The organism is Kribbella sp. NPDC020701, assembly GCF_055562215.1.
In genome coordinates this window covers 451385-475537 of sequence record NZ_JBVHFT010000002.1, presented here as the reverse complement: position 1 = coordinate 475537, position 24153 = coordinate 451385, and the positions used below count along the sequence as shown (strand labels likewise).

Genomic DNA, 24153 nt, shown 5'->3' with positions numbered 1-24153 from the left:
AGGTAGTGAGCATCGCGGAAATGACGGCGAGGCAGCACCGGCGAAGAGTTCGGGTCTGGTTCGGCGAGCACGTGATCGCGCAGTACGTCGCGGAGGCGCCGCTGGCGGCCCGCTACGAACAGGCGATGCGGCGCCGTTTCGCCGGCCTCCGAGTCACCAACGACCTGCTCGGCCCGCTCGACAGCACCGACTGAAACACCCGCATACTTCCGGGTCCTCCTCAGACCCGGTCCGCTGCACCCTGGAGTCTCCTCACGTTCAGGGGCAGCTTCTGGAAAGGTCCGTGGCACTCCTCAGTCCCGGACAAACCCCAGGTGCGGTCCGGGGCACTCCTCAGCTCCGGACCGCACCGCCCACCGGCCCGGCTGGGCTTGGCGGCTGACTCCCTGTATCGCCGCCGCCCAGCCGTTCCAACCACCTCCTGGCCGACACCTCGGGCCAGGCAGGGTCGAGTGTCCTGGGCGGTAGGACACCGGAGGCTCCCGACACCTCACCGGGAGCCTCCCCCTGAGGTGGCCGGCTCCGCTGTGTGACCGTCGCGCCTGGGCGGTCACACAACGGAGCCCCTGAGGTTCTCGGTCATCCTCCGCAGTACGCCGACAGTCGCGCCGTACTCCTGATCGCTGACTCCGGCCGTCACCCGCCTGCGCAGAGCCTGGACCTTCGCCGTGAGCGCCTCCATTGCGTCCCGGCCGGCGGCGGTGAGCTCGTCGCCGCTCAGCCAGCCGCGTTCGACCAGGGAGTCGGTGACTGCCGTGAGTTCGGCCGGGTCGCCGGTCAGGAACGGTGCCAGTGCGGCGGCGATCGACTCCGGCCCGGCGGCCGCGTTCAGTGCCTGCCAGTGCCGACGAGTCAGTCCGTCGGCTGCGAGGACCTGCTCGAACGAGTCCTCGAGCAGTCGGTCCACCTCTTTCAGCCACCATCCGATAGGCTTGTTGTCATCTGACATATACATGTCAATGAGCATATACTTCGGGAGGTCCTGTGGCCAAGACCGATCCGGTGGCCGCGGTGGAGTCCGCGATGATCGCCGTCCGCAGGCGCCAGACCCGCCGGACCTTCGCGGTGCAGGCCGGCGGACCGGACCCGGTGCAGGAAGTGCTCGACGCGATCGAGGCGGCCGATCCGGACCCGCTCGGCGTCAACGGTGTGGCCGCAGCGCTCGTCGTGGACCAGCCACGGGCGAGCAAGCTGGTGGCCGCGGCGGTCGCGGCAGGCCTGGTACGGCGGGAGGCCGATCAGCGCGACGGACGTCGTACGAACCTCGTGCTGACGGCCGCGGGTCTGGAGCAGCTCGAGGTGGTGCACGCGTACCGCCGGGAGCGCTTCGCCGACGCGATGCACGACTGGACCTCCGCCGAGCGCGAGTCCTTCGCGGACCTCCTGACCCGCTTCGTGACCGCCCTGGACCGCTAGATGTCCGCTTCGGGTCCGCTGACCCGGTCCGCCTGACGTCGGCTGACCCCGGCCGCCTCGGGTCCTGTGATGTAGACGGCGAAAGGAGCATTGGGCTGGACTTCAGGTGAGCCTTCGACCCAGCCCTCCGCGGTGATCTCGCCCGCGTAGCTCATGCCCAGCCGTTCCATCACCGCCCGGGACGCACGGTTGTGTCGCTCGGTGAACGCGATCACTGCGGCAGCGCCCAGCGTCCCGAACGCGAACTCCAACCCGGCCCGCCCGATCTCGGTCGCCAGCCCACGACCCCGCGCCGACGCGACCAGAGCCCACCCCAGCTCCAGCCGATCGACCGCCCACTCCGGCCCACCAGGTCGGCGATCGCCGCGGCCACCGGCGCATCGGCCGCTATCCGGGACAACCCGCCCCGACCAGCCAGCACACCGCCCGAGCCCGGCCCCGCGCCGGCCGAGCCCGGCCCCACACCGCCCGAGCCTGCCCCCGCGCCGCCCGAGCCTGCCCCCGCGCCGCCCGAGCCTGCCCCCGCGCCGCCCGAGCCTTGCCGGCTAGCGGTGCCGTGCTGTGCGTCGCGCTCATACGCGATCCACTTGCTCACGCCGTCGCGCTCCCAGCTGGCATTGAACTCGGCGGCTCGCCGGGCCGCCTCCTCGGGCGACCAGGAATCGTCGTACCACTGCGCCACCACCGGATCCGCGAACAGGCTGACCAGCTCCGCGACATGTCCGGGCACGACCCCGTTCGGTCCGGTGATCGGTTCGAGCCGAAGGCGGTCGGTGAACCGGGTCCGGACCGTGTGCGCGACCAGATCCCGCAGCCGGCGGTCGCCGTCGGTGCGGTTCGCCATCATCAGCTCCAGGTCGTCCGCCCCGACCCAGGCCCCCGCGTCGTGCTTGCCGGCCTCCAGCCGCGGCCGGCTGAGGTCGCCGTCGATGGTGATCAGGTAGTCGAGCTCACGCCGTACGCGGCCCTCGTACTCCCACTCCCAGTCGGCCACGGTCCACAGCACGTCGCGAACCTTCCACCCGGTCTCCTCCTCGACCTCACGCGCCAGCGCCTGCTCCGGCGTCTCCCCGGGCTCGAGATGTCCGCCCACGATGTCCCAGATCCCCGGGAACAACCGCCGCTCCGCCGTACGACGCTGCACATAGACGCGATGCTGCTCGTCACGAATCAAGGCACCCACACAGTCGACAGCGCGCATAACGCCAACTTAGTGCGCCGTAGGCGATGCGGCTCGAGCACTACCGATGCCCACTGCCGCCACACGAGTTGCGGTGCCGCACTTGGCCCCCGCACAAGGTCAGCGGTTGGCGACGGGGTGTTCGGTGATTCTGTTGGGCATGAAGAGGACGGCGGCGACGAGGAGTACGGCGGCGGCCGCGGCACCGTAGTACACGTCGTGGATCGCAGGAGCCAGCACGTTGCTCGGGAGCTTCTCCAGGTCAGCGTGGTTGTCGCCGAGGCGAGCCGCGACCACACCGTTGGCGACGGCACCGAAAACGGCGACACCGACCGCGCTACCGACCGAGCGGGCGAACATGTTGGCGCCCGTCACCACACCACGCGTCGTCCAGTCCACCGACGACTGCGCGGCCACGACCGATGGCGACGCGGAGAAGCCGAGGCCGATGCCGATCACGAAGCAGGCTGCGGCCAGATGCAGTACGGCGCTGCCGGAGTTGACCGTGAGCAGCAGAGCCGCCCCGAGTACGACGATGATCGCGCCGAAGAGCATCGTCGTACGGAACCCGAGCCGCAGATAGATGCGCCCGGCAAGCGACGCCGCGATCGGCCAGCCCAGCGTCATCGCGGCCAGCGCGAACCCGGCGACGAGAGCCGACGTACCGAGCACGCTCTGGGCATACAGCGGGACGTACGTCGACAGGCCGATCATCAACAGCCCGATCAGCAGAGCAGCCGAGTTGGCCGAGTTCAGCACGCGCTGGCCGAGCACCCACAGCGGCAGGATCGGCTCGGCCGCACGACGTTCGACCATGACGAAGACGGTCAGCAGGACCGCGGCCCCGGCCAGGATCGCGATGCTCGCACTGGAGTCCCACGTCCACATGACGCCACCCTCGAGCAGGCCGAGCAGCAGCAGGGAGCCGCCGACCGCGAGCAGGACCGCGCCGCTGTAGTCGATCTGGTGGCTGGTCTTCTGGACGACGTTCTCCTGGAAGCGGCGGACCAGCACCCAGGCGGCCGCCATCCCGAGCGGGATGTTCACGAAGAAGATCCAGCGCCAGGAGATGTAGTCGGAGAACACGCCGCCCAGCGTCGGGCCGACGAACGACGAGATGCCCCAGACGCTGGCGATGTAGCCCTGCACCTTGGCCCGCTCCGCGACCGTGTAGATGTCGCCGACGATCGTCATCCCGATCGGCTGGATCGCACCCGCGCCGAGTCCCTGGACCAGCCGGAACGCGATCAGCGCCGGCATGCTCCACGCGAACCCGCACAGCACCGAGCCGAGGATGAACAGCCCGACGCCGAGCAGCATGATCGGCTTCCGGCCGCGCAGGTCGGCGAGCTTGCCGTAGATCGGTACCGAGACCGCCTGGGCCAGCAGGTAGATCGAGAACAGCCAGGGGAACTGGGTGAACCCGCCGAGGTCGTCAACGATCGACGGTACGGCGGTGGCCAGGATGGTGGCGTCGATCGCGACCAGCCCGATACTCAGCATCACCGCGAGCAGGATCGGCCCTCGCTCCGACCGGAGCCCCACACTCGCCCGGTCGATCCGCTCAGTCGTCATATCAGTGATCAATGTATGTGATCTGACAACAATTCCCCCAGCCCGCGATCCACCAGGCGGACCACCGCCACCTCCCGGGACCGGACACCCCTTCTGGTGGGCTTGGACAGGTTATTGCTTGTTCGCGCCCGCCACTTCCTGTTCAAGGTCCCGGCAGGTGGCCGGTTGTCCACGCTCCCGGGAGGTGGCCGGTTGTCCACAGTCCGGCAGGGTGGCCGGGTGTCCACGGTCCCGGCAGGGTGCCCGGTTGTCCACGGTCCCGGCAGGGTGCCCGGTTGTCCACGGTCCCGGCAGGGTGGCCGGGTGTCCACGGTCCCGGGAGGTGGCCCGGTCAGCGGGGCGCGCGCAGGCGGGCACGATGGGCTAGGGGACCACTACGCTCCGGGGGTGAGGATTCGGGATGGGATGGTGCGGGCCGTCGTGCTCGTGGTGACCGTGTCGCTCACCCTGGTGTTGCTGCCGATCGCCATCAACGTCGGCACCGGCGGCACAGCGCCGGCGTTCCTCGAGCCGTACGCCGGCTGGACCTGGCCGCTGATCGGACTCCTCTGGCTCGTCGCGATCGTCACCGCCCTCTTCGAGTTCCGCAGCCGTCGCCTGCCGACCGTCTCCGGCCGAAGTGCCGACCAGCCGCGCAACCGGCCGAATGCCCTGGCCCGCATCGACCGCTACCTGTCCCAGCGTCACGCCGGCTCGCTCGCGTCGCGCACCCGCATCGCGCTCGCCCTCGACGAACGCCCGGAAGCGGTGATGCGCCCGTACGACCTGCTCGTGCAACCGCTCGACAGCACTCCGCGCCAAGTGCCCGACGAGACCGACATCGCCGCCGTTTTCGACGAACTCCAGGACTCCATGCTGATCCTGGGCGCACCAGGTGCCGGCAAGACCACTCTGCTGCTGGAGCTCGCCCGCAACCTGTCCGAGCAGGCACACGCCGACGAGAGCAAGCCGATCCCCGTCCTCGTCGACCTGGCCGGCTGGACCGCTCAACCGTCCCGCAAAGATGACGACGATCCGGCCGACAGTCCCATCCTGGCCGGCTTCGTCGGTTGGCTCCTGTTCGAGCTGAGCACTCGTTACGGCATCCCCGCCGCCGTCGGTCGCATCTGGCTGCGCCGCGGCCGCCTCGCTCTCCTCCTCGACGGCCTCGACGAGATCGCCAAGCCGAACCGCTCCAAGCTCGCACCCGTCCTCGAAGAGCTCCGCCGTCGCTATCTGATCGGCAAGCTCGCAGTCACCTGCCGAACCCAGGACTACGAGCTCCTCCCCGACCAGCTCAGCCTGTACGGCGCTGTGCACATCAGACCGCTCACCAGACAGCAGGTGCTCGACTACTTCGCCGCAGTCGGACCAGAGCTGGACGGAGCCCGCGCAGCGATCGAGCAGGACGATGCCCTCTGGGACCTGGTCAACTCACCGCTGATGCTGAACGTGATGGTCCTCGCTTACCGAGGCCGAGCCCCGGAGGAGCTTGTCGCCGGTGGCGTCGCGGACCTGCGCCGCGAACTGTTCGACACCTACATCTGCGAGGTCCTGGCCCGGGACCGCTCGACCGCTCGCCAGTACGACACCAAGACCGCGGTTCGCCGCCTGTGGTGCCTCGCGTGGTGGACCCGCAGTCGCGCCGGCGACCGGACCGTCGTACCCAGGTGGCTCACCCCGAACGGCTGGTACGGACTGCCGCTGCATGAGGTCGACGACCTCGCGCACACGGTCTGCCTACCCGCACTCTTCGCTGCCCTCGCCGCGGGCATGACCCTCGTGGCACTTGCGCAGTACGGCGTACTCGCCGGACTGGCCGTGGCCGGAGCCGCACTGCTCCTGGTCCACCTACGGCCGCATCCCTGGCAGAAGCTCGACGGTCCCAGACCGGAGTGGGTGCCGCTCCTGGCAATCACCTTTCTCGCAGGTACGGCGACCACCGTCATCCTCACGGTCGCCGCGCTGGGTCTGGTCGAGCTACTCCCGGCCTGGTTAGCGCTCGGTATCGAGGCGGCCGCGATCGCGGCGTCGTACGTAGTCGAACTGATCGTCTTCCATGACAACCGGCGCCGGCTGCTGCTCGCGGTCCGGATGGTCGTGGTCGTCGCCGCCAGTTGGCTGACGCTCAGCCTCGGTGACGAGCGTGGCAGCTTCGCAGCCGGGCTCGCGATCGGACTGCTCGTTGCTCAAGGCATCCGGATGGTGAAGTCGCTGCCGACCGACCATCTGGTGAGCTCCACGACCGGACAGGGCTGGCGGATGGACCCGTGGGTTCTGGGCGGCAGCGCGGCCGCATTCCTGGCGGCACTGGCTCTCGGCGCGGACCTGGCCTCACCCAAGCTCGAAGCGGTCGCCGGCGTGATCGTCGGTGCCGTCGCCGCGAAGGCCTGGCGACGTCGGCCGCCGGTGTTCGCCGGCCCCATGTCCCGGCTGCTCCACGACTTCCTGCTGCGCTGGACCGGCTACCTGCCTTGGCGCCGCCGGGCGTTCCTCCGGTACGCCGCCGACCGGTATGTGCTCGCCCGCACCGGGCGTGGTGAGTACTCCTTCATCCACCTGCTCGTCCGCGACCACCTGGCCGAATGCTCACCCGATCACCTGGCCGCGAAGGTCGACCGCCGCATCGCCGAGCGCGCAGCGAGTCGAGAAGGCACCGCACTGCGTCGAGCGTGAGGTCACTCCGGGGCGGGGTCGGTCAGGGCGTAGGCGATCAGGCTGCTGGTCAACGCCAGTGCGATGAGTGGGCTGAGCGCGAGGCGCAGGGAGGTGTGTTCGGCGATCGTGCCGAGGATGGGCGTGGCGACGCCGCCGATGCTCACGGCGAGGCCGAGTGTCATCCCGCCGGCGGTGCCGACGCGGCCGGGCAGGAAGTCCTGGCCGAGCGTGACGTGCAGCGAGAACGGGATCGACATCGCGATCGCGGTGACGGCGAGGAAGCCGAAGAACGCCGGCCCGGGCACGAACACCAGACCTGCGATAGCGGGTACGGCGACGGCGTACGACGTGCGCAGTGTCCGGACCCGCCCGTGGCGGGTGGCGAACCGGCCGCCGAGCAACGTGCCGAACGCACCGGCCGCGAAGAGGACGAACAGCGCCACCCCGCCGGTCGTGGTCCCGCCGCCGACCCGCTGACCGGCGTACAGGGCGATGAAGGTGCCGAGGCCGACGAAGACGATCGACCGGCAGACCATGATCGCCGACAACCGGAGGAACGACGACCAGTCGTCGGCGCCGGCCGCCGGAGGTTGGTTGCTGGAGGCAACCAGGCGGGCGTACCGAAGTGCGAGCCGGGTGATCGCTGCCCCGACGAGCGCGGGGACGATGAGCAGCGGTGTCAGCGACAGCCCGCCGGTCGCGATGATCGGCGTGACCAGCACGGGCGCCAGCGCGAACCCGACGTTCCCGCCGACCGAGAACCAGCTCATCCCGGCATGGCTGCCGCCGCTCACCGCGCGCGCCATCCGCGCGGCCTCCGGGTGGTACGCCGCCACGCCGAGCCCGGACAGCGCCGCGGCCAGCCAACTGAGCCAGTACGTCGGCCCGACCCCGAGCAGCGCGATGCCCAGCCCCGCGGTCGTCATCGCGACCGGGATCAGCCAGGTCAGCGGCCGCCGATCGGTCAGTACGCCGAACACCGGCTGGACCACCGAGGACAGCAAGGTCGCGGCCAAGGTGATCCCGGACACCGCGACGTACCCGAGCCCGCGCTCGGCGACCAGGAACGGCACCAGCGCCGGCACACAGCCTTGGTACACATCCACGCACGCGTGCCCGATCGCCATCAGCCCGATCGGTCGAAGTCTCCGCACACCGTCGATCGTCGCGGCCGGTCGGGCTGTCCGGCTTCCGATAAAATGCCAACGTATGCCGGAAACCCGCCAACGTCCCGCGAACACCGGCTTCCAGCCGATCCCGGCCGGAGGCGGCATCGAGGCGCACTGGCACGACCGGCACCAGATCGTGTACGCCGGTCGCGGCGTCCTCTCCGTCACCACCGACGCCGGCAGCTGGATAGCCCCCGCAACCCGAGCGATCTGGGTCCCCGCCGGCACCCTCCACCAACACCGCGCCTACGGCGAAACCGCCCTACACACCGTCGGCCTGACCGAAAACCCCCTCAACCTGAACACCCCGTCAGCCCTCGTGGTCAGCCCGCTCCTCAGAGAGCTGATCCTCACCTGCACATCAGGTGAAGACGGGGACCGAGGAGACGAGGACGAGCACCGCGTCGGCGAGGCGGGCGCCGCCGAGCGGCGGCGGCTGCACGCCGTGCTGCTCGATCAGTTGCGGCGGTCGCCTCAGCGGCCTACGTATTTGCCGACACCCAACGACCCACGGCTGGCCTCCGTCTGCGACCTTCTACGCGACGACCCTGCGGACACCAGGACTCTGACAGTGCTCGGCCGTGAGGTTGGGGCGAGTGAGCGCACCCTGAGCCGCCTGTGCAAAGCGGACCTCGGCATGACCTTCCCCCAATGGCGCACGCAGCTCAGACTTCACCACGCGCTGCGGCTACTGGCCGAGGGACACCAAGTGACCCGGGTAGCTCACCAATGCGGCTGGGCGTCGACCAGTGCGTTCATCGACACCTTCCGGCGGGCCTTCGGTCACACACCCGGCTCCCGCAGGGCCTGATCGAGGATGCGGCTCCACTGCCGCACGATGCCCCGCCGACGCGCACTGTCATCCGTCAGCAGGTCAGCCAGCCCCAGCCCACGCGCCATATCCAGCACGCCCTGCACCGTCTCCCGTACTCCAGGCGTCTGCTCACTCACCTCGAGCACCTCCAGCAGCGCCCGGTGCGCTTGACGTCCCACATGCGCTTCGAGCCGGACGATCTGCTTCCGCAGCGCCTCCTCGGTCGACGCCGCGACCCACAGGTGCAACGCGGCCCGGAACAACGGCCCGGTATACACGTCCGCCAGCATCCCGACGATCGCCTCAGTCCGCCCAGGCCCGATCGGCAACCGTCCAGCCTGCGCACGGATCTCCGCCAGCCGCACCTCGGTCATGTACTCGACCGCCGCCGCGAACAGATCCGCCCGTGTCGGGAAGTGATGCTGAGCCGCACCCCGCGACACCCCGGCCCGGGTCGCCACGACACTCACCGTCGTCGCGGCGTACCCGACCTCGGCCAGCGACTCGACCGCCGCCTCGAGCAACCGCTGCCGGGTCGCCCGACTACGGTCCTGCTGAGGTGCCTTGAGGCCGTGAGCGAGCGCAGCGAGTTCACCCATCGAACACCTCACTCACGGGCGGACTCGCGGGCTCGCAGCTCACGCCGGAGGATCTTGCCCGACGCGGCCTTCGGCACAGCGTCGATGAATTCCACCTGCCGCACCTTCTTGTACGGCGCCACCCGCGCGGCGACGTACTCCATCACGTCCTCAGCGGTCAGCGAGGCACCCGGCATCGGCACCACGAACGCCTTCGGCACCTCGTTGCCCTCGGCATTCACGCCGATGACCGCCGCGTCCGCGATCCGGTCGTCGGTCAGCAGCACCGCCTCCAGCTCGGCCGGCGGCACCTGGTAGCCGTGGTACTTGATCAGTTCCTTCACGCGGTCGACGACGTACAGGTAGCCGCGCTCGTCGACCCGGCCGATGTCGCCGGTGTGCAACCAGCTGTCCGGGTCGACGGTCGCGTCGGTCTCGGCCGGGCGGCCCAGGTAGCCCTTCATCACCTGCGGGCCGCGGATCCAGATCTCCCCGGTCTCCTCGTCGCCGACATCGTTGCCATCGGCACCGACCAGGCGCATCTCGGTCGATGGGAAGAGCTTGCCGACAGCACCCGCCGGCGGGTCCACGTCATCCTGCGGTACGGCGTGCGTACCCGGCGACAGCTCCGTCATCCCGTACGCCTGCAGCACCGCGTGCAGCCCGAGCCGCTTCGCGCACGCCTCGGCCAGGTCACCGTCCAGCGGGGCCGCCGCCGACGTCACGTGCTTCAGCGCGGACAGGTCGACCCCGTCCACGGCCGGGTGCTTCGCCAGCGCCAGTACCACTGGCGGGGCGACGAACGCCCGGGTGATCTTCTGCTCGTCGAGCGTGGTGAGGAACTGCTGCAGGTCGAACTTCGGCAGCACCACCACGGTCGCGCCGAGCCGCAGCGGCAGGTTCATCAGTACCGACAGGCCGTAGATGTGAAAGAACGGCAGGATCGCGATGATCCGCTCATCCTGCCCGAGCGTGATCATCACCTCGGCCTGCGAGATGTTGGTCGCGATGTTCCGGTGCGTCAGCATCACGCCCTTGGCCGCGCCGGTGGTCCCGCTGGAGTACGGGAGTACGGCGACGTCCTCGGCCGGATCGATCGTGACCTCCGGCTCGGGACCGGTCGACGCGAGCAGTTCCAGCACCGAGCGGTAGCCCTCGGCCTGGTCGCAGACGAAGATCTCGGTGACGTCGGTGCCCTCGACGGCCGCGGTCGCGACCGGCAGGAACAGCGAGATCGTCACCAGCAGCTTCGCTTTCGAATCGGCCAGTTGCTTGTGCAGCTCGCCGGCGGTGTAGAGCGCGTTCACCGTGGTGACCGTCGCGCCGGCGCGGGTGGCGCCGTAGAAGACCGCCGGATAGAGGATCGTGTTCGGGCTGTGCAGCGCGATCACGTCGCCGTGCCGGATGCCGAGCTCGGCGAGCCCGGCCGCGATCCGGCGGGTCATGCCGTCCAGCTGGGCGTAGCTGATCTCCTTCCCCGTCACACCGTCGACCATGGCCGGCCGGTCGCCGTACTCCTGGGCCCGGCCCAGCACGGCGTCGTGGATCGGTACGTCGAGGATCTCGACGGGCGGGAACTGGCTGGTGATGATCATTGGCCTTCACCCTCTCTGCGCTGGTGGCAGGAACTTTGGCCTACTGGGGAGTATTTGTGGAAGACCTCAGTACGACTTGGGCAGTCCGAGGCTGTGCTGGGCGACGAAGTTCAGGATCATCTCCCGGCTCACCGGCGCGATCCGGGTCGCCCGCGCGGCCGCGACCAGGGAGGCGACCCCGTACTCCTTCGTCATTCCGTTGCCGCCGAGCGACTGGACCGCCTGGTCGGTGGCCCGGACCGCCACTTCGCCGGCCGCGTACTTCGCCATGTTCGCGGCTTCACCCGCGGCCAGGTCATCGCCCGTGTCGTAGAGCGCGGCGGCCTTCTGCATCATCAGCCTGGCCAGTTCGAGCTCGATCTTGATCTGCGCGAGCGGGTGCGCGATGCCTTGATGGGCGCCGATCGGCGTCTTCCAGACCTGACGATCCTTGACGTAGGCGGTCGCCTTGCCGAGTGCGTGCCGCGCGATCCCGACCGCGAATGCGGACGCCATGATCCGCTCCGGGTTGAGCCCGGCGAACAGCTGCATCAGCGCCGCGTCCTCGGACCCGACGAGCGCTTCGCGCGGCAGTTGAACGTCGTCCAGGAACAGAGCGAACTGCTTGTCCGGGCTGATCAGGTCCATCTCGATCTGCTGGTACTCCACTCCGGGAGCGTCCACGGGGACGATGAACAGGGCCGGCTTGAGCTTGCCGGTCCGCGCGTCCTCGGACCGGCCGACCACGAGCACCGCCTGCGCGACGTCGAGCCCGGAGATGAAGACCTTCCGCCCGGTCAGCGACCAGCCTTCCTCGGTCCGCCGGGCGGTCGTGGTGATCTCGTGCGAGTTCGAGCCGGCGTCAGGCTCGGTGATCGCGAACGCCATGATCGTCGTACCGTCGGCGAGGCCTGGCAGCCAGCGCTGCTTCTGCTCGTCGGTGCCGAAGCGGGCGATCACGGTGCCGCAGATCGACGGCGAGACCACCATCATCAGCAACGGGCAGCCGGCCGCACCGAGCTCCTCGAGCACGATCGACAGGTCGGCCATGCCGCCGCCTCCGCCGCCGTACTCCTCGGGAAGGTTCACGCCGAGGTAGCCGAGCTTGCCGGCCTCCAGCCAGAGCTCAGTCGTATGCCCGCCGCTGCGTGCCTGCTGGTTGAACCAGTCGTAGCCGTACTTCTTGCCCAGTTCGCCCACGGCCTTCCGCAGCGCCTGGCGTTCCTCAGACTCGATGAAGCTCATGCTTCCTCCCCAACGACCGCCAGTACGGCGCCGACCTCGACCTGTTGACCTGCTTCGACCCTGAGCTCACTGAGCACACCGTCGGCCGGCGCGGCGATGGTGTGCTCCATCTTCATCGCCTCCAGCCACAGCAACGGCTGCCCCTGTTCGACCACGTCACCGACCTGTACGCCGACTCGGATAACGATCCCCGGCATCGGAGCGAGCAACGACCCCGCCGAAACCTGCTGCGCCGGATCCGTGAACCGCTCCACCGGGGTGAGGCTGACGCTCCCGAGCGACGAGTCCACACACACCAGTCCGTCGTACGCCGCCACCTCGAAGGTTCGCCGTACGCCGCCAACCTCGAGCACCACGCGATCCGGTGCACTGTCGACCAACTGCACGTTGCCTTCAGCAACCAACCCGTCCCGGGTCAGCCGATACTCGACGTCGTACGTCGTCACCCCGGCCCGGTAGTTTTTCCGCTGCGGCTGAGACGCGAGGTTCCGCCACCCACTCGGCACCCGCACCCGGGCCTCCACCTGCCGCCCAGCCGCATCCGCCAACGCCGCCGCCAGCGCGGAGAGCCTCGCCGTGGCGTCGTCCGCGAGCGGTTCGGCGAGCGTGCTCAGCCCGTGCCGGTCGAAGAACGCGGTGTCCGTGTCACCGGCGAGGAACGCGGGATGTTGGAGGATCCGGACCAGCAGATCCCGGTTGGTCAGCACGCCGTGGATGCGAGCCCGCTGGAGCTCCGCCGCCAGCTTCCGCGCCACCGCGCGCCGATCCGGTCCGGCGACAATCACCTTGGCCAGCATCGCGTCGTAGTACGGCGAAACGTCAGCCCCGTCCTCAACCCCAGAGTCCACCCGCACTCGAACCGGTCCCCCGCCCCCCACCCGCTCGCTTTGCGGAACATTCCGGTCGCCAGGCGCAAACTTTGTTCCGGAAACCAGCCCGAAGCTGTGGAGGCGACCGGTCTGGGGGCGCCAATCGTTCGCGGGGTCCTCGGCATACAGCCGGACCTCGATGGCGTGACCACGTGTTGGAGGTGGCTCGGGCGGCAGTTGCTCGCCGGCCGCGACCGCGAACTGGCGCTCTACCAGGTCGAGGCCGGTGGTCTCTTCCGTGACGGGGTGTTCGACCTGGAGGCGTGTGTTCATCTCCAGGAAGTAGAAGTTGCCGGCCCCGTCCGCGAGGAACTCGACCGTGCCGGCGCCGACGTAGTTGATCGCGGCGGCTGCCTTCCGCGCGGCGTCGAACAACGCGGCCCGCATGGACGGGATGCGCTCGACGAGCGGGGACGGCGCCTCCTCGATCACCTTCTGGTGGCGGCGCTGGATGGAGCACTCGCGTTCGCCGACGGCCCAGATCGTGCCGTGCTCGTCGGCCATGATCTGCACCTCGACGTGCCGTCCGGCCGCGAGGTACCGCTCGCAGAAGACCGTCCCGTCGCCGAAGGCGGACAACGCCTCGGCGGAGGCTGCCTCGATCTCAGCGGGCAGATCCTCCAGGCGCGCGACCACCCGCATCCCGCGCCCACCCCCACCGGCCGACGCCTTCACCAGCACCGGCAGGTCCTCCGCCGAAACCTCCGCCGGCGTGAGCTCGGCGAGCACCGGCACCCCGGCGGCCGACATCAGCTTCTTCGCCTCGATCTTCGACCCCATCGAGGAGATCGCGTCCACCGGCGGCCCGATCCAGGTCAGCCCCGCGTCGATCACGGCTTGCGCGAACCCGGCGTTCTCCGACAGGAATCCATAGCCGGGATGCACGGCGTCCGCACCGGCACGCAGAGCCGCTTCAACGATCAGTTCACCACGGAGGTAGGTCTCGCCGGGCGTGTTCCCGGGCAGATGTACGGCCGCGTCCGCCTCAGCCACATGGGGCGATCCCGCGTCGGCGGTCGAGTGAATGGCGACAGTGGAGAGTCCAAGCGAGCGGGCGGTACGAAAGACCCGCCGAGCGATCTCGCCCCGGTTCGCCACCAGCACTGAGGTAAGCACGGACATCACATCCTGAAGACGCCGAAGGATGTCGTGCCTTCGACCGGGGCGGAGTGGATGGCGGACAGGCAGATGCCCAGGACTGTTCGAGTGTCTCGGGGATCGATGACGCCGTCGTCGTACAAGCGGCCGGAGAGGAACATCGGCAGCGACTCGGCCTCGATCTGGCCCTCGACGTACGCGCGCATCTGGGCGTCGGCGTTCTCGTCGTACGGCTGGCCTTTCGCCTCCGCGGCAGCGCGAGCGACGATCGACAGCACCCCGGCGAGCTGCTGCGGTCCCATCACCGCCGACTTCGCCGACGGCCACGCGAACAGGAACCGGGGATCGAAGGCACGACCACACATCCCGTAGTGCCCGGCGCCGTACGACGCTCCCATCAGCACCGAGATGTGCGGCACCCGAGAGTTGGAGACCGCGTTGATCATCTGCGCGCCGTGCTTGATGATCCCGCGCTGCTCGTACTCCTGCCCGACCATGTAGCCGGTGGTGTTGTGCAGGAAGATCAGCGGCGTGTTCGCCCGGTTCGCCAGCTGGATGAACTGGGCCGCCTTCTGCGACTCCTCGCTGAACAGCACGCCACGTGCGTTCGCCAGAATGCCGACCGGGTACCCATGCAGCGAGGCCCACCCGGTCGCCAGCGACGATCCGTACAGCGGCTTGAACTCGTCGAACACCGACCCGTCCACCACCCGGGCGATCACGTCCCGCGGATCGAACGGGATCTTCAGGTCCCCGGGCACGATGTCGAGCAGCTCATCGGAGTCGTAGAGAGGTTCGTCGTACGACGAAGCCGGCGACGGACCCAGCTTGCGCCAGTTCAGCCGCGACACGGTCTGCCGCCCGAGCCGGATCGCGTCCTGCTCGTCCACCGCGAAGTAGTCCGCGAGCCCGGACGTACGGGCGTGCATCGAAGCACCACCGAGGGACTCGTCGTCGGCGTCCTCGCCGGTCGCCATCTTCACCAGCGGCGGACCGGCCAGGAACACCTTCGCGCCACCGTCGACCATCACCACGTAGTCGCTCATGCCCGGGATGTACGCGCCACCCGCGGTCGAGTTGCCGAACACCAGCGCGATCGTCGGGATCCCCTCGGCCGACATCCGGGTGAGATCGCGGAACATCGCGCCGCCGGGGATGAAGATCTCCTTCTGCGTCGGCAGATCCGCGCCGCCGGACTCGACCAGGCTGATCACCGGCAACCGGTTCGCCCGCGCGATCTCGTCCGCCCGCAACGCCTTGCGCAGGGTCCACGGGTTGCTCGCGCCACCCTTCACGGTCGGGTCGTTCGCGCTGATCAGGCACTCGACCCCGCTGACCACACCGATCCCGGTCACCAGGCTCGCGCCGACAGTGAAGTCCGATCCCCAGCCCGCGAGCGGCGACAGCTCGAGGAACGGTGAGTCCGGGTCGAGCAGCAACTCGATCCGCTCCCGAGCCAGCAACTTGCCGCGCTTGTGGTGCCGGTCGACGTACTTCTCGCCGCCGCCCGCCAGCGCCTTCGCATGCTCGGCGTCCAGCGCGGTCAGCTTCTCCAGCATCGCCTCGCGATTACTCATGTGGTGTACCCCAGTCGTTTCGAGGCCAGGCCGGTCAGGATCTCGGTGGTGCCGCCGCCGATCGCGAGGATCTTCTGGTCGCGGTACTGGCGTTCCACCTCGGCCTCCCGCATGTACCCGAGACCGCCGTGCAGCTGGAGCGCCTGGTCGCAGACCCATTGCCCGGCCTCGACCGCGGTGTTCTTGGCGAAGCACACCTCCGCGATCACGTCCGCACCTTCCATGGACTGCTGAGCCACGTGCCGCACGTAGACCCGGGCGACATCGATCCGCCGCGCCATCTCGGTGAGCGTGTGCTGCGCGGTCTGCCGCGAGATCAGCGGCCGGCCGAACGTCTCGCGGGCCCGGCACCACTCCACCGTGAGATCGAGTGCTCGCTGCGCACCGGCGTACGCCTGGACTGCCAGCGTGAGCCGCTCGGCGACGAAGTTCACCGCGAGCTGGACGAAGCCCGAGCCTTGGGCCCCGACGAGGTTCTCCACAGGCACGCGTACGTCGGTGAACGACAGCTCGGCCGTGTCCGAACACAGCCAGCCCATCTTGTCGAGCTTGCGGGAGACCTCGAAGCCAGGCGTGCCCTTCTCGATCACCAGCAAGCTGATCCCGTGGGCGCCCGGCCCGTCGGTGCGGACGGCGGTGGTGACGAAGTCCGCGCGGCATCCGGAGGTGATGTAGGTCTTCGCACCGTTCACGACAAACACGTCACCGTCGCGGCGCGCCGTCGTACGCAGCGAGGCGACATCCGACCCGCCGTCGGGTTCGGTGATCGCCAGCGCGCCGATCAGCTCGCCGTCGAGAGTCGGCCGAACCCACCGGTCGAGCTGTTGTTGATTGCCCGCAGCAACGATATGGGGTACGGCGATTCCGCAGGTCAGCAGCGAGGCGACCAGCCCGCCGGACCCACCGGCGTAGTGCATCTCCTCGACCACGGCCAGCGCATCGAGCAGCGAACCACCACCGCCACCGACCGCCTCCGGGAACGCAACACCGAGCAGCCCGAGCTGACCAGCCTTCTTGTGCAGCTCGCGGGGAAGCTCACCGTCGCGCTCCCACTGATCCAGGTGCGGCAGTACTTCGGCCGCCATGAACCGGCGGACGGATTCCCGGAAGTCGTTCACAACAGCACCTCCGGTACGTCGATGTACCGGGACCGGAGCCACTCGCCGACCGCCTTCGCCTGCGGATCGAATCGTGCCTGCGCTGCGACCCCCTCACCCAGCAACCCCTCGACGACGAAGTTCACCGCCCACAGGTTCGGCAGGACGTATCGCGTCACGGTCAGCGGCAGCGTCTCCGGGAGCAGCTCCTGGAACAGCTCGACCGTGAAAGCGTGCGCAAGCCAGCGCCACGTCTTCTCCTCTCGCACCCACACGCCGACGTTCGCATCGCCGCCCTTGTCACCGGACCGCGCGCCTGCGATCCGGCCGAGCGGGACCTCACGCGTCCGCGGCCGCCCGCTGGACGCGAGCTGCGGCAACGGCATCGGCAACGCGATGTCGTCGACCTCCGTGAGCGGTTGCGTCTCGGCCGCGGGCTCGACGACGCTCCGCGTCCCGTCCGGCAGTACGACGACGTGCTCCACCTCGTGGATGTCGACATACCCGGCCCGGAACACGCCATACGGCGAACCGTCGCCGGGCGGCGCGGTCACATGGAAGCCGGGGTAGCTCGCCAGCGCCAGCTCGATCGCCGCGCTGGAGAACGCCCGGCCGACGACCTTCGGATCCGGGTCCTTCACCGCGCACCGGAGGAACACGCTGGCCTCCTCCTCGGAAGCCGCGTTCGGCTTCTCGGTCCAGGCCACAGTCCACTTCAACTCGGCCGGTCGCTTCGGCAGGGCCCGCTCGAGTTGCGCCTTGACCAGCTCCGCCTTCTCCTCCAGTTGGAGCCCGGTGAGCACGAAGTCCACCTCGTTGCGGAACCCACCGACGCTGTTCAGCGACACCTTGTACGTCGGTGGCGGCGGCTCGCCGCGGACACCGGAGATCCGGACGCGATCCGGGCCGTCGGCGTCGAGCTCGATCGTGTCGAGACGCGTGGTGACGTCCGGACCGGCGTACCGCGCGCCCGTGATCTCGTAGAGGAGTTGGGCCTTGACCGTGTCGACGGTGACCGCGCCGCCGGTGTTGTCGTGCTTGGTGATCACGCTGCTGCCGTCGGCGTGAATCTCCGCGATCGGGAACCCGGGGCGGCCGAGGTCGCGGATCTCGCTGAAGAACGCGTAGTTGCCGCCGGTCGCCTGGCAGCCGCACTCGATCACGTGTCCGGCCGCCACGGCACCGGCGAGTTCGTCGTACTGGGTCCGCTTCCAGCCATGGTGGGCGGCGGCCGGCCCGACGATCACCGAGGCGTCGGTGACGCGGCCGGTGACGACCACATCCGCGCCGGCTTGGAGAGCTTCCGCGATACCCCAAGCGCCGAGGTAGGCGTTGGCGGTGAGCGGTGTGCCGAGGTTCAACTCGGACGCTCGGGCGAGGAGGTCGTCGCCTTCGACGTACGCGATGGTGGGGTGCAGGCCGAGGCGGTCGGCGAGCTCCTGGATTGCCTGTGCGAGGCCGGCCGGGTTCAAGCCGCCGGCGTTGCTGACGATCTTCACGCCACGATCGAGCGCTTCGCCCAGGCCGGTCTCGAGCTGCTTGAGGAAGGTTCGCGCGTACCCGAGTGACGGGTCCTTCAGCCGGTCGCGGCCGAGGATCAGCAGGGTCAGTTCGGCCAGGTAGTCGCCGGTGAGGACGTCGAGCGGCCCGCCCGTGAGCATCTCGCGGACCGCGCTGAACCGGTCGCCGTAGAACCCGGACGCGTTGCCGATGCGGAGGGGCTCGGTCATCCGAACTGCCCGGCTTCGCGGCCCTTCCCCGGCAGCCCGGCGAAGGCCTGGATGATCCCGAGCCACTCCTCGGCGTCCGCGCCTTCCGCGCGTACGGCGAGGTCGTCACGGTGCCGGCGTTGCGTCGCCAGCAAACAGAAGTCGAGCGCCGGAGCGGTCACCCGCTGCGTCGCGTCGTCCGGACCCCAGGTCCAGGTGTCGCCGTCGGGGCCGGTGAGTTCCACGTGGAACGGGTCGGCCGGTGGGGTGCGGTCGTTGAGCAGGTAGGCGAAGTCACGGGTGCGTACGGCGAGATGCGCGACATGCCGCAGCCGGTTGGTCGGCTGGCGCTGCACCCCGAGCGCGTCGAACACGTCCTGGCCGTGTGCCCAGGTCTCCATCAACCGGGCGGTCGCCATCGAGGTCGGACTCATCGGGGGCCCGTACCAGAGCACCTTCTCCTTGTCCGGGACCTTCTTCAGCGCCTCGGCAAGCTCAGTGCGCGTCTCGCGCCAGTACGGCAGCAGTTGGTCGGGCGGCAACGCCGCACCCTCGGCAGCACCCTCATCCACATATCCGGTCGGGTTGGCCGCCGCCTTCTGCAACGAGGCCTTGAACCCCTCCGGATCGGTCGCGGCCAGGTGCGCAGCCTCATCAGTCCACGCCAGATGCGCGATCTGATGCGCGATCGTCCAGCCCTCGGCCGGCGTCGGCGTCGCCCACCCCTCAGCGGCCAGCCCACCCACCAACCGGTCCAACTCAGCACTCTCGGCCCACAGATCAGCCAGCACTTCGTCCAGTTGCACGCTGCACTCCCTCGGTGGGCTCGTGCAGCCGACACTGACACGCCTCGGAAAAAGAATCAAGTGTGCTTGTTTTCATCCGGGTCCTCAGCAAGTGACTGTCATGAAGTGGTCTAGGTCTGTTGGGGTTGATGGGTGTGGAAAGGGTTCACGGGGGGTGGGGTTGGGTGTTAGGGAAGACCAATGCGTGGGTTGTTGCCGGGGAAGGCTGCTGAGATTCGGGCGTTGTTGCTGGGTTTGATCGACAACTTGCCGGAGGGGGCGGCGTTGCCGCCGGAGCGGGAGTTGGCGGTGCGGTGGAACGTGGCGCGGATGACGTTGCGGCGTGCTGTGGACGAGTTGGTGATCGAGGAGTTGCTGGTTCGGCGGCACGGCAGTGGGACGTACACGACGCGGCCGAAGGTGGCGCGGTGGCTGGGGATGATCGGATTCTCCGAGGACATCCGGCGGCGGGGGATGCGGCCGGGGAGCACGATGCTGGAGTTCCGGCAGCAGAAGGCCGAGCGGGCCGTGGCGCGGCGGTTGCGGATTCCGGTTGGCGATCCGATCATCGCGTTCACCCGGCTCCGGCTCGCGGACGATCACCCGATGGTGGTCGAGCGTACGACGATGCCGGCGGCGTACGTCCCCGGTCTCCGGGCGGAGGACCTGAACGGCTCCCTGTACGACCTGCTCAGCAACCGCTACGGCATCGACCTGGTCAGCGGTACGTCGCGACTCGAACCGGTGATGCCCGACGCCAAGACGGCCAACTGGCTCGACATCCCCTCCACCCAGCCGTGTCTCGCCGTGCACGGGATCAGCTTCGACAGCCGCGACCGCGTTCTCGAGTACACCTCCGCCCTCTACCGCGGCGACCGCTACGCCTTCACCGCCGAACTCCGCACCACCCCCATCCCCCGAGCCCGCCCCAAAGGTCTGTAAACCTGACTCGTCACGGTGATTACTGTCCACGCCCGGGTGGTTACTAGGGTGGGCTGACCATGGATCTCAAGAGTCCGATCAGTACTGTCGTGCCGTCGCTGGACGGGCCCGTGCTGCTCGTGCTCGCGCGGAGCGAGGAAGGGCTGTCGGGGCGGCAGATCCACAAGCTGGCCGGGTCGGGGAGTGTCGCGGGCGTGCGGCTGGTGTTGCAGCGGCTGGCGGCGACCGGGCTGGTGCATGTCGACGACCTCGGCAACTCGTTGCTCTATCGCCTCAATCGCAAGCACCTCGTCGCCCCGGCGGTGGAGTTCCTCGCCGACCTGCGCAGTACGTTGATCAGCCGGCTCGCGGACGAGATCGGCGGCTGGCGGATCCCGCCGGTCCACGCGAGTGTGTACGGCGCCGTCGCACGAGGCGACGGTGATCTGGACACGGACGTCGAGCTGCTGCTGATCAGGCCGGACCATTTGGACTCCGGCGACGTGCTGTGGGAGGACCAGGCCGGCCGGCTCATGCAGACCGTGGTCGACCTGACCGGGAACCCGGCGCACGTCTTCGAGCTCAGCCGGACCGAACTCGCCGGCCACCTCACCACCGAGGACCCGATCCTCAACGACTGGGCGCACCCCAGCCTCCCGCTGACCGGCCTCCCCCTCACGACTCTCCTCGCCGAAGCCGGCCACCTAGCCGCCGCAGCCATCAAGTAAGCCGCAGCATCAAGTAACTAGCCGCCGATCAGCGGCGCCATCCATCGGGCGATCAAACTCTCGCGCCGGGTCAGCCGTTCCTCCGTGTCCGCGAACGTCATCGCCCGTAACCCGGCATTGATCCCCAACCACCGCAACGGCTCAGGTTCCCACCGCCGCGACCGATGTCCGACCCACGGCAACCGGACCAACGCCGTGTCCCGCCCGAGGATCAGGTCCGTCAACGTCCGCCCCGCGAGGTTCGCCGTACTCACGCCATCCCCGACGTACCCACCGGCCCACGCCACGCCGGACCCGCGATCCAGCCCGGCCGACGCGCACCAGTCACGCGGTATCCCGAGCGGCCCGCCCCACGCGTGCGTGAACTGGACCCCGGACAGGTCGAACAGCTCGCGCAGCGTCGCCTGCAGCGCCTTGAACACAGCCGGAGACCTGTCGAACGACGGCTTGGTCCGCGATCGGAAGTGGTACGGCGCACCCCGCCCGCCGAACGCCAGCCGCCCGTCCGCCGTCCGCTGCCCGTAGATGATCAGATGCCGGTGATCGCTGAACGTCGGCCGATCCGCCAGCCCGATGCGATCCCACACCTCCGCGGACAGCGGCTCGGTCGCGACCATCAGCGAGTACACCGGCGCCACCGCGCGCGACTCCCCGTCCAGCCCCGGCGTGAACCCTTCGGTCGCCCGGACCACGACGTCCGCCCGCACCACGCCGTACGACGTGATCGCCCGACCGGGCGCGATCGTGTGCACCGGCGTGTGCTCGTGGATCGTCACTCCGAGCCGATCGACGACGCCAGCGAGTCCACGCACCAGCTTGCCCGGATGGATCGCCGCGCAGTGCGGCGTGAAGGTTGCCCCCAGCACCTTTGTGGCCCGCACCCTCGCGGCGACCTCATCAGGCTCCAGGAAGCGAAGATCACCAGGTCCCCAGTCGTGCGCGCGCGCAACCTCGGCCCGGGCCCGCGCGAGCTGGACCGGCGTACGGGCCAGCACGATCGTCCCGCCCTTGTGGTAATCGCAGTCGATCTTCTCCGCGGCGGTCACGAGTCCGACCTCGTTGACGGTCGCCTGCATCGCGCGATGCAGCTCGATCGCCGCGTCCCGGCTCGACCCGGGCAGCGACGCCAACCGCCGCGACGACACCGGGAACAGCGCGGAACACCAACCGCCATTGCGTCCTGACGCCCCGAACCCGGCCGTCTGCGCCTCGAGTACGACGATGCGCAGCGACGGATCGGCCTTCGCCAGGTAGTACGCCGTCCACAGGCCGGTGTACCCGGCGCCGACGATCACTACGTCGGCGTCTCGGTCACCGCCAAGCGCAGGGCGTGCATCGCCAGGCTCAGCGGACCAGAGGTTCAGCGCACACCCCAGGAATAGGTCTGTTTCACCAGCTTCAGATAGACGAACGTCTCCGTCGCCTTCACGCCCTCGATCTGGCGGACCCGCTCGGACAGCACCTGCAGCAGGTGCTCGTCGCTCTCGCACAGCACCTCGGCCAGGATGTCGAACGAGCCGGCCGTGATCACGACGTACTCGACCTCGTCCATCTTCGCCAGCTCGTCGGCGATCGGCTCCAGCGCGCCCTCGGCCTTGATCCCGATCATCGCCTGCCGGTCGAAACCGAGCTCGAGCGGATCGGTCACGGCGACCACCTGCATCACGCCGGCCTCGGTCAGCCGCTGCACCCGCTGCCGGACCGCCGCCTCGGACAGGCCGACGGCCTTGCCGATCGCCGCGTACGAGCGCCGCCCGTCGAGCTGCAGCTGCTCGATGATCGCCTTCGAGGTGTCATCCAGCAGGGTCTGGTTCTTGTCGGAGTTCCCCGTTCGCACTGCCACGCGGAGATCCTGTCAGTGTCACCGGGGGTAAGCAAGTCGTCGTAGCGGAATTCGTTGCGAAATGGCCGAGTAACTTCGGAATCCCTTGTCTATATCGGTCCGGTTTGACAGTATCGCCCGCGAAAGACGCTTTCTAGGGGGGTCCAATGAGTCCTCGTCACCAGCCTGTTCTCGGACGCCGAGCGGTCCTGAAGGGGATGTCGCTGTCCGCTCTCGGGCTGGGCGGGGCTCTCGCCGGCTGCGGGATCCCCGCCGCCAAGCAGAGCGCGGGCGACTGCATCAGCACCGATGAGTCGGCGCAACAGAAGACGCTGAACTTCTCGAACTGGCCGAGCTACATGGACGAGTCCGACGAGAAGGTCAACGGCAAGACGGTGCTGCCGACGCTGGAGGAGTTCCAGACCCGGACCGGCATCAAGGTCACCTACACCACCGACGTCAACGACAACGCCGAGTTCTACGCCAAGGTGCGCGACCAGCTCGGCAGTTGCCAGTCCTGCGGCCGGGACATCTTCGTGCTGACCGACTGGATGGCCGCCCGGATGATCGGGCTCGGCTGGATCCAGAAGCTCGACCACGCGAAGATTCCGAACGTCGACCAGCAGTTGCTGGCCAAGCTCAAGGCGCCGAGCTGGGACCCGAACCGCGATTACAGCGTCCCATGGCAGAGCGGTCTGACCGGGATTGCGTACAACGCGAAGGTCACCAAGCCAGTGGGCAGCTTCGCGGACCTGCTCAGCCGGGAGGACCTGAAGGGCCGGATCACGTTGCTGTCGGAGATGCCGGACACCATGTCCTTCATGCTCAAGCTGGTCGGCGCCGACCCGGAGAAGTTCAACGACGCGGAGTGGAGCAAGGCGCTGCAGAAGCTCGAGGACGTCGTCGGCACCGGGCAGATCCGCCGCTTCACCGGAAACGACTACGTGCAGGACCTGAACGCCGGCAACATCGCCGCCTGCGAGGCCTGGTCCGGTGACGTGATCGCGATGCAGGCCGACAACCCCGACATCAAGTTCGTGGTGCCCGAAGAGGGCCTGAATCTGTGGTCGGACAACATGCTGGTGCCGAACAAAGCGACCCACAAGGGCAACGCCGAGGCCTTGATGAACTACTACTACGAGCCCGAGGTCGCCGCGACGCTGGCCGACTGGGTGAACTACATCTGCCCGGTCACGGGGGCCAAGAAGGCGATGGAGACGGTCGACCCCGACGTGGTCGACGACCCGCTGATCTTCCCCGACGAGGAGATGCTGTCCAAGACCACCGCGTTCATGCCACTGGACACGGCCAAGGCGGCCCTCTACGAAACCGACTTCAACCTCGCGATCGGGGGCTGAC

General features: G+C 68.9%; 22 protein-coding genes. 7 read left to right on the top strand and 15 right to left on the bottom strand.

Annotation, left to right across the window (positions count from 1 at the left end):
- Window positions 1-5 precede the first annotated feature (5 nt).
- Entirely contained in the window at window positions 6-194 is a 189-nt protein-coding gene (locus ACZ3HV_RS05790; protein WP_465681714.1) for a hypothetical protein, read from the top strand.
- A gap of 356 nt (window positions 195-550) precedes the next feature.
- On the opposite strand, the gene ACZ3HV_RS05785 is transcribed toward ACZ3HV_RS05790, so the two are convergent.
- Complete coding sequence (locus tag ACZ3HV_RS05785; RefSeq protein ID WP_465681303.1) at window positions 551-907, bottom strand: MarR family winged helix-turn-helix transcriptional regulator; 357 nt, start codon at window positions 905-907, stop codon at window positions 551-553.
- A gap of 77 nt (window positions 908-984) precedes the next feature.
- On the opposite strand from ACZ3HV_RS05785, the gene ACZ3HV_RS05780 reads away from it, so the two are divergent.
- A complete protein-coding gene (locus ACZ3HV_RS05780) occupies window positions 985-1416 on the top strand; it encodes a MarR family winged helix-turn-helix transcriptional regulator (RefSeq protein WP_465681301.1) in 432 nt (143 codons plus the stop codon).
- Here ACZ3HV_RS05780 and ACZ3HV_RS05775 read toward each other — a convergent pair.
- The 3 genes from ACZ3HV_RS05775 to ACZ3HV_RS05765 all read right to left on the bottom strand — a co-directional run bounded on the left by ACZ3HV_RS05775 (window position 1413) and on the right by ACZ3HV_RS05765 (window position 4171).
- Window positions 1413-1721: a GNAT family N-acetyltransferase gene (locus tag ACZ3HV_RS05775; RefSeq protein ID WP_465681701.1), complete on the bottom strand. Its 309-nt coding sequence runs from the start codon at window positions 1719-1721 to the stop codon at window positions 1413-1415. The two genes, ACZ3HV_RS05780 and ACZ3HV_RS05775, sit on opposite strands and share 4 nt — an antisense overlap.
- Entirely contained in the window at window positions 1628-2617 is a 990-nt protein-coding gene (locus ACZ3HV_RS05770) for an NUDIX domain-containing protein (protein WP_465681299.1), read from the bottom strand. The genes ACZ3HV_RS05775 and ACZ3HV_RS05770 overlap by 94 nt, the downstream gene beginning before the upstream one ends.
- A 99-nt stretch (window positions 2618-2716) precedes the next feature.
- Complete coding sequence (locus ACZ3HV_RS05765; protein WP_465681297.1) at window positions 2717-4171, bottom strand: MDR family MFS transporter; 1455 nt, start codon at window positions 4169-4171, stop codon at window positions 2717-2719.
- A 387-nt stretch (window positions 4172-4558) separates the two neighbouring features.
- Between ACZ3HV_RS05765 and ACZ3HV_RS05760 the strand changes: the two genes are divergently transcribed.
- On the top strand, window positions 4559-6826 hold the full coding sequence (locus ACZ3HV_RS05760) for an NACHT domain-containing protein (RefSeq protein WP_465681295.1): 2268 nt from the start codon (window positions 4559-4561) through the stop codon (window positions 6824-6826).
- 2 nt (window positions 6827-6828) lie between these two features.
- Here the strand turns inward: ACZ3HV_RS05760 and ACZ3HV_RS05755 are convergent, their stop codons facing one another.
- On the bottom strand, window positions 6829-7962 hold the full coding sequence (locus tag ACZ3HV_RS05755) for an MFS transporter (protein ID WP_465681293.1): 1134 nt from the start codon (window positions 7960-7962) through the stop codon (window positions 6829-6831).
- Window positions 7963-8017: 55 nt separating this feature from the next.
- Here ACZ3HV_RS05755 and ACZ3HV_RS05750 point away from each other — a divergent pair, with 55 nt between their 5' ends.
- Window positions 8018-8788, top strand: coding sequence for an AraC family transcriptional regulator (locus ACZ3HV_RS05750; protein WP_465681291.1), 771 nt, complete (start codon window positions 8018-8020; stop codon window positions 8786-8788).
- Here ACZ3HV_RS05750 and ACZ3HV_RS05745 read toward each other — a convergent pair.
- From ACZ3HV_RS05745 to ACZ3HV_RS05710, 8 genes are all read right to left on the bottom strand, one after another.
- Window positions 8761-9390: a TetR/AcrR family transcriptional regulator gene (locus tag ACZ3HV_RS05745; protein WP_360368543.1), complete on the bottom strand. Its 630-nt coding sequence runs from the start codon at window positions 9388-9390 to the stop codon at window positions 8761-8763. The genes ACZ3HV_RS05750 and ACZ3HV_RS05745 overlap by 28 nt on opposite strands.
- Window positions 9391-9398: 8 nt before the next feature.
- Entirely contained in the window at window positions 9399-10964 is a 1566-nt protein-coding gene (locus ACZ3HV_RS05740; RefSeq protein WP_465681289.1) for an AMP-binding protein, read from the bottom strand.
- A gap of 66 nt (window positions 10965-11030) precedes the next feature.
- A complete protein-coding gene (locus ACZ3HV_RS05735; protein ID WP_465681287.1) occupies window positions 11031-12188 on the bottom strand; it encodes an acyl-CoA dehydrogenase family protein in 1158 nt (385 codons plus the stop codon).
- Window positions 12185-14179 (bottom strand): acetyl/propionyl/methylcrotonyl-CoA carboxylase subunit alpha, encoded by a 1995-nt coding sequence (locus tag ACZ3HV_RS05730; protein WP_465681285.1) that lies wholly within the window; start codon window positions 14177-14179, stop codon window positions 12185-12187. Before ACZ3HV_RS05730 ends, ACZ3HV_RS05735 begins: the two co-directional genes overlap by 4 nt.
- The gene (locus tag ACZ3HV_RS05725) at window positions 14179-15732 is read right to left on the bottom strand and encodes an acyl-CoA carboxylase subunit beta (protein WP_465681283.1); all 1554 of its coding nucleotides are present in this window, start codon (window positions 15730-15732) and stop codon (window positions 14179-14181) included. The genes ACZ3HV_RS05730 and ACZ3HV_RS05725 overlap by 1 nt, the downstream gene beginning before the upstream one ends.
- Window positions 15729-16850, bottom strand: a complete 1122-nt coding sequence (locus tag ACZ3HV_RS05720) for an acyl-CoA dehydrogenase family protein (RefSeq protein ID WP_465681281.1) — start codon at window positions 16848-16850, stop codon at window positions 15729-15731. Before ACZ3HV_RS05720 ends, ACZ3HV_RS05725 begins: the two co-directional genes overlap by 4 nt.
- Window positions 16847-18559, bottom strand: coding sequence for an acyclic terpene utilization AtuA family protein (locus ACZ3HV_RS05715; protein WP_465681279.1), 1713 nt, complete (start codon window positions 18557-18559; stop codon window positions 16847-16849). Before ACZ3HV_RS05715 ends, ACZ3HV_RS05720 begins: the two co-directional genes overlap by 4 nt.
- Window positions 18556-19344, bottom strand: a complete 789-nt coding sequence (locus tag ACZ3HV_RS05710; RefSeq protein WP_465681277.1) for a TIGR03084 family metal-binding protein — start codon at window positions 19342-19344, stop codon at window positions 18556-18558. The genes ACZ3HV_RS05715 and ACZ3HV_RS05710 overlap by 4 nt, the downstream gene beginning before the upstream one ends.
- A gap of 180 nt (window positions 19345-19524) precedes the next feature.
- Between ACZ3HV_RS05710 and ACZ3HV_RS05705 the strand changes: the two genes are divergently transcribed.
- Window positions 19525-20265: a GntR family transcriptional regulator gene (locus ACZ3HV_RS05705; protein ID WP_465681275.1), complete on the top strand. Its 741-nt coding sequence runs from the start codon at window positions 19525-19527 to the stop codon at window positions 20263-20265.
- Window positions 20266-20324: 59 nt separating this feature from the next.
- Window positions 20325-20972, top strand: a complete 648-nt coding sequence (locus tag ACZ3HV_RS05700; protein ID WP_465681273.1) for a hypothetical protein — start codon at window positions 20325-20327, stop codon at window positions 20970-20972.
- Window positions 20973-20989: 17 nt separating this feature from the next.
- On the opposite strand, the gene ACZ3HV_RS05695 is transcribed toward ACZ3HV_RS05700, so the two are convergent.
- Both ACZ3HV_RS05695 and ACZ3HV_RS05690 read right to left on the bottom strand, forming a co-directional pair.
- Window positions 20990-22267 (bottom strand): NAD(P)/FAD-dependent oxidoreductase, encoded by a 1278-nt coding sequence (locus tag ACZ3HV_RS05695; protein WP_465681271.1) that lies wholly within the window; start codon window positions 22265-22267, stop codon window positions 20990-20992.
- A gap of 65 nt (window positions 22268-22332) precedes the next feature.
- Window positions 22333-22815 carry an Lrp/AsnC family transcriptional regulator gene (locus ACZ3HV_RS05690; RefSeq protein WP_465681269.1) on the bottom strand — a complete coding sequence of 161 codons (483 nt, stop codon included), beginning with the start codon at window positions 22813-22815 and terminating at the stop codon, window positions 22333-22335.
- A 146-nt stretch (window positions 22816-22961) separates the two neighbouring features.
- On the opposite strand from ACZ3HV_RS05690, the gene ACZ3HV_RS05685 reads away from it, so the two are divergent.
- Window positions 22962-24152 carry a polyamine ABC transporter substrate-binding protein gene (locus tag ACZ3HV_RS05685; protein ID WP_465681267.1) on the top strand — a complete coding sequence of 397 codons (1191 nt, stop codon included), beginning with the start codon at window positions 22962-22964 and terminating at the stop codon, window positions 24150-24152.
- Window position 24153: the final 1 nt, after the last annotated feature.

Coding starts and splice junctions, on each gene's coding strand:
- ACZ3HV_RS05770 (WP_465681299.1), bottom strand. CDS start 2,617: ATGCGCGCTGTCGACTGTGTGGGTGCCTTGATTCGTGACGAGCAGCAT.
- ACZ3HV_RS05765 (WP_465681297.1), bottom strand. CDS start 4,171: ATGACGACTGAGCGGATCGACCGGGCGAGTGTGGGGCTCCGGTCGGAG.
- ACZ3HV_RS05750 (WP_465681291.1), top strand. CDS start 8,018: ATGCCGGAAACCCGCCAACGTCCCGCGAACACCGGCTTCCAGCCGATC.
- ACZ3HV_RS05745 (WP_360368543.1), bottom strand. CDS start 9,390: ATGGGTGAACTCGCTGCGCTCGCTCACGGCCTCAAGGCACCTCAGCAG.
- ACZ3HV_RS05740 (WP_465681289.1), bottom strand. CDS start 10,964: ATGATCATCACCAGCCAGTTCCCGCCCGTCGAGATCCTCGACGTACCG.
- ACZ3HV_RS05735 (WP_465681287.1), bottom strand. CDS start 12,188: ATGAGCTTCATCGAGTCTGAGGAACGCCAGGCGCTGCGGAAGGCCGTG.
- ACZ3HV_RS05730 (WP_465681285.1), bottom strand. CDS start 14,179: ATGTCCGTGCTTACCTCAGTGCTGGTGGCGAACCGGGGCGAGATCGCT.
- ACZ3HV_RS05725 (WP_465681283.1), bottom strand. CDS start 15,732: ATGAGTAATCGCGAGGCGATGCTGGAGAAGCTGACCGCGCTGGACGCC.
- ACZ3HV_RS05715 (WP_465681279.1), bottom strand. CDS start 18,559: ATGACCGAGCCCCTCCGCATCGGCAACGCGTCCGGGTTCTACGGCGAC.
- ACZ3HV_RS05705 (WP_465681275.1), top strand. CDS start 19,525: ATGCGTGGGTTGTTGCCGGGGAAGGCTGCTGAGATTCGGGCGTTGTTG.
- ACZ3HV_RS05700 (WP_465681273.1), top strand. CDS start 20,325: ATGGATCTCAAGAGTCCGATCAGTACTGTCGTGCCGTCGCTGGACGGG.
- ACZ3HV_RS05685 (WP_465681267.1), top strand. CDS start 22,962: ATGAGTCCTCGTCACCAGCCTGTTCTCGGACGCCGAGCGGTCCTGAAG.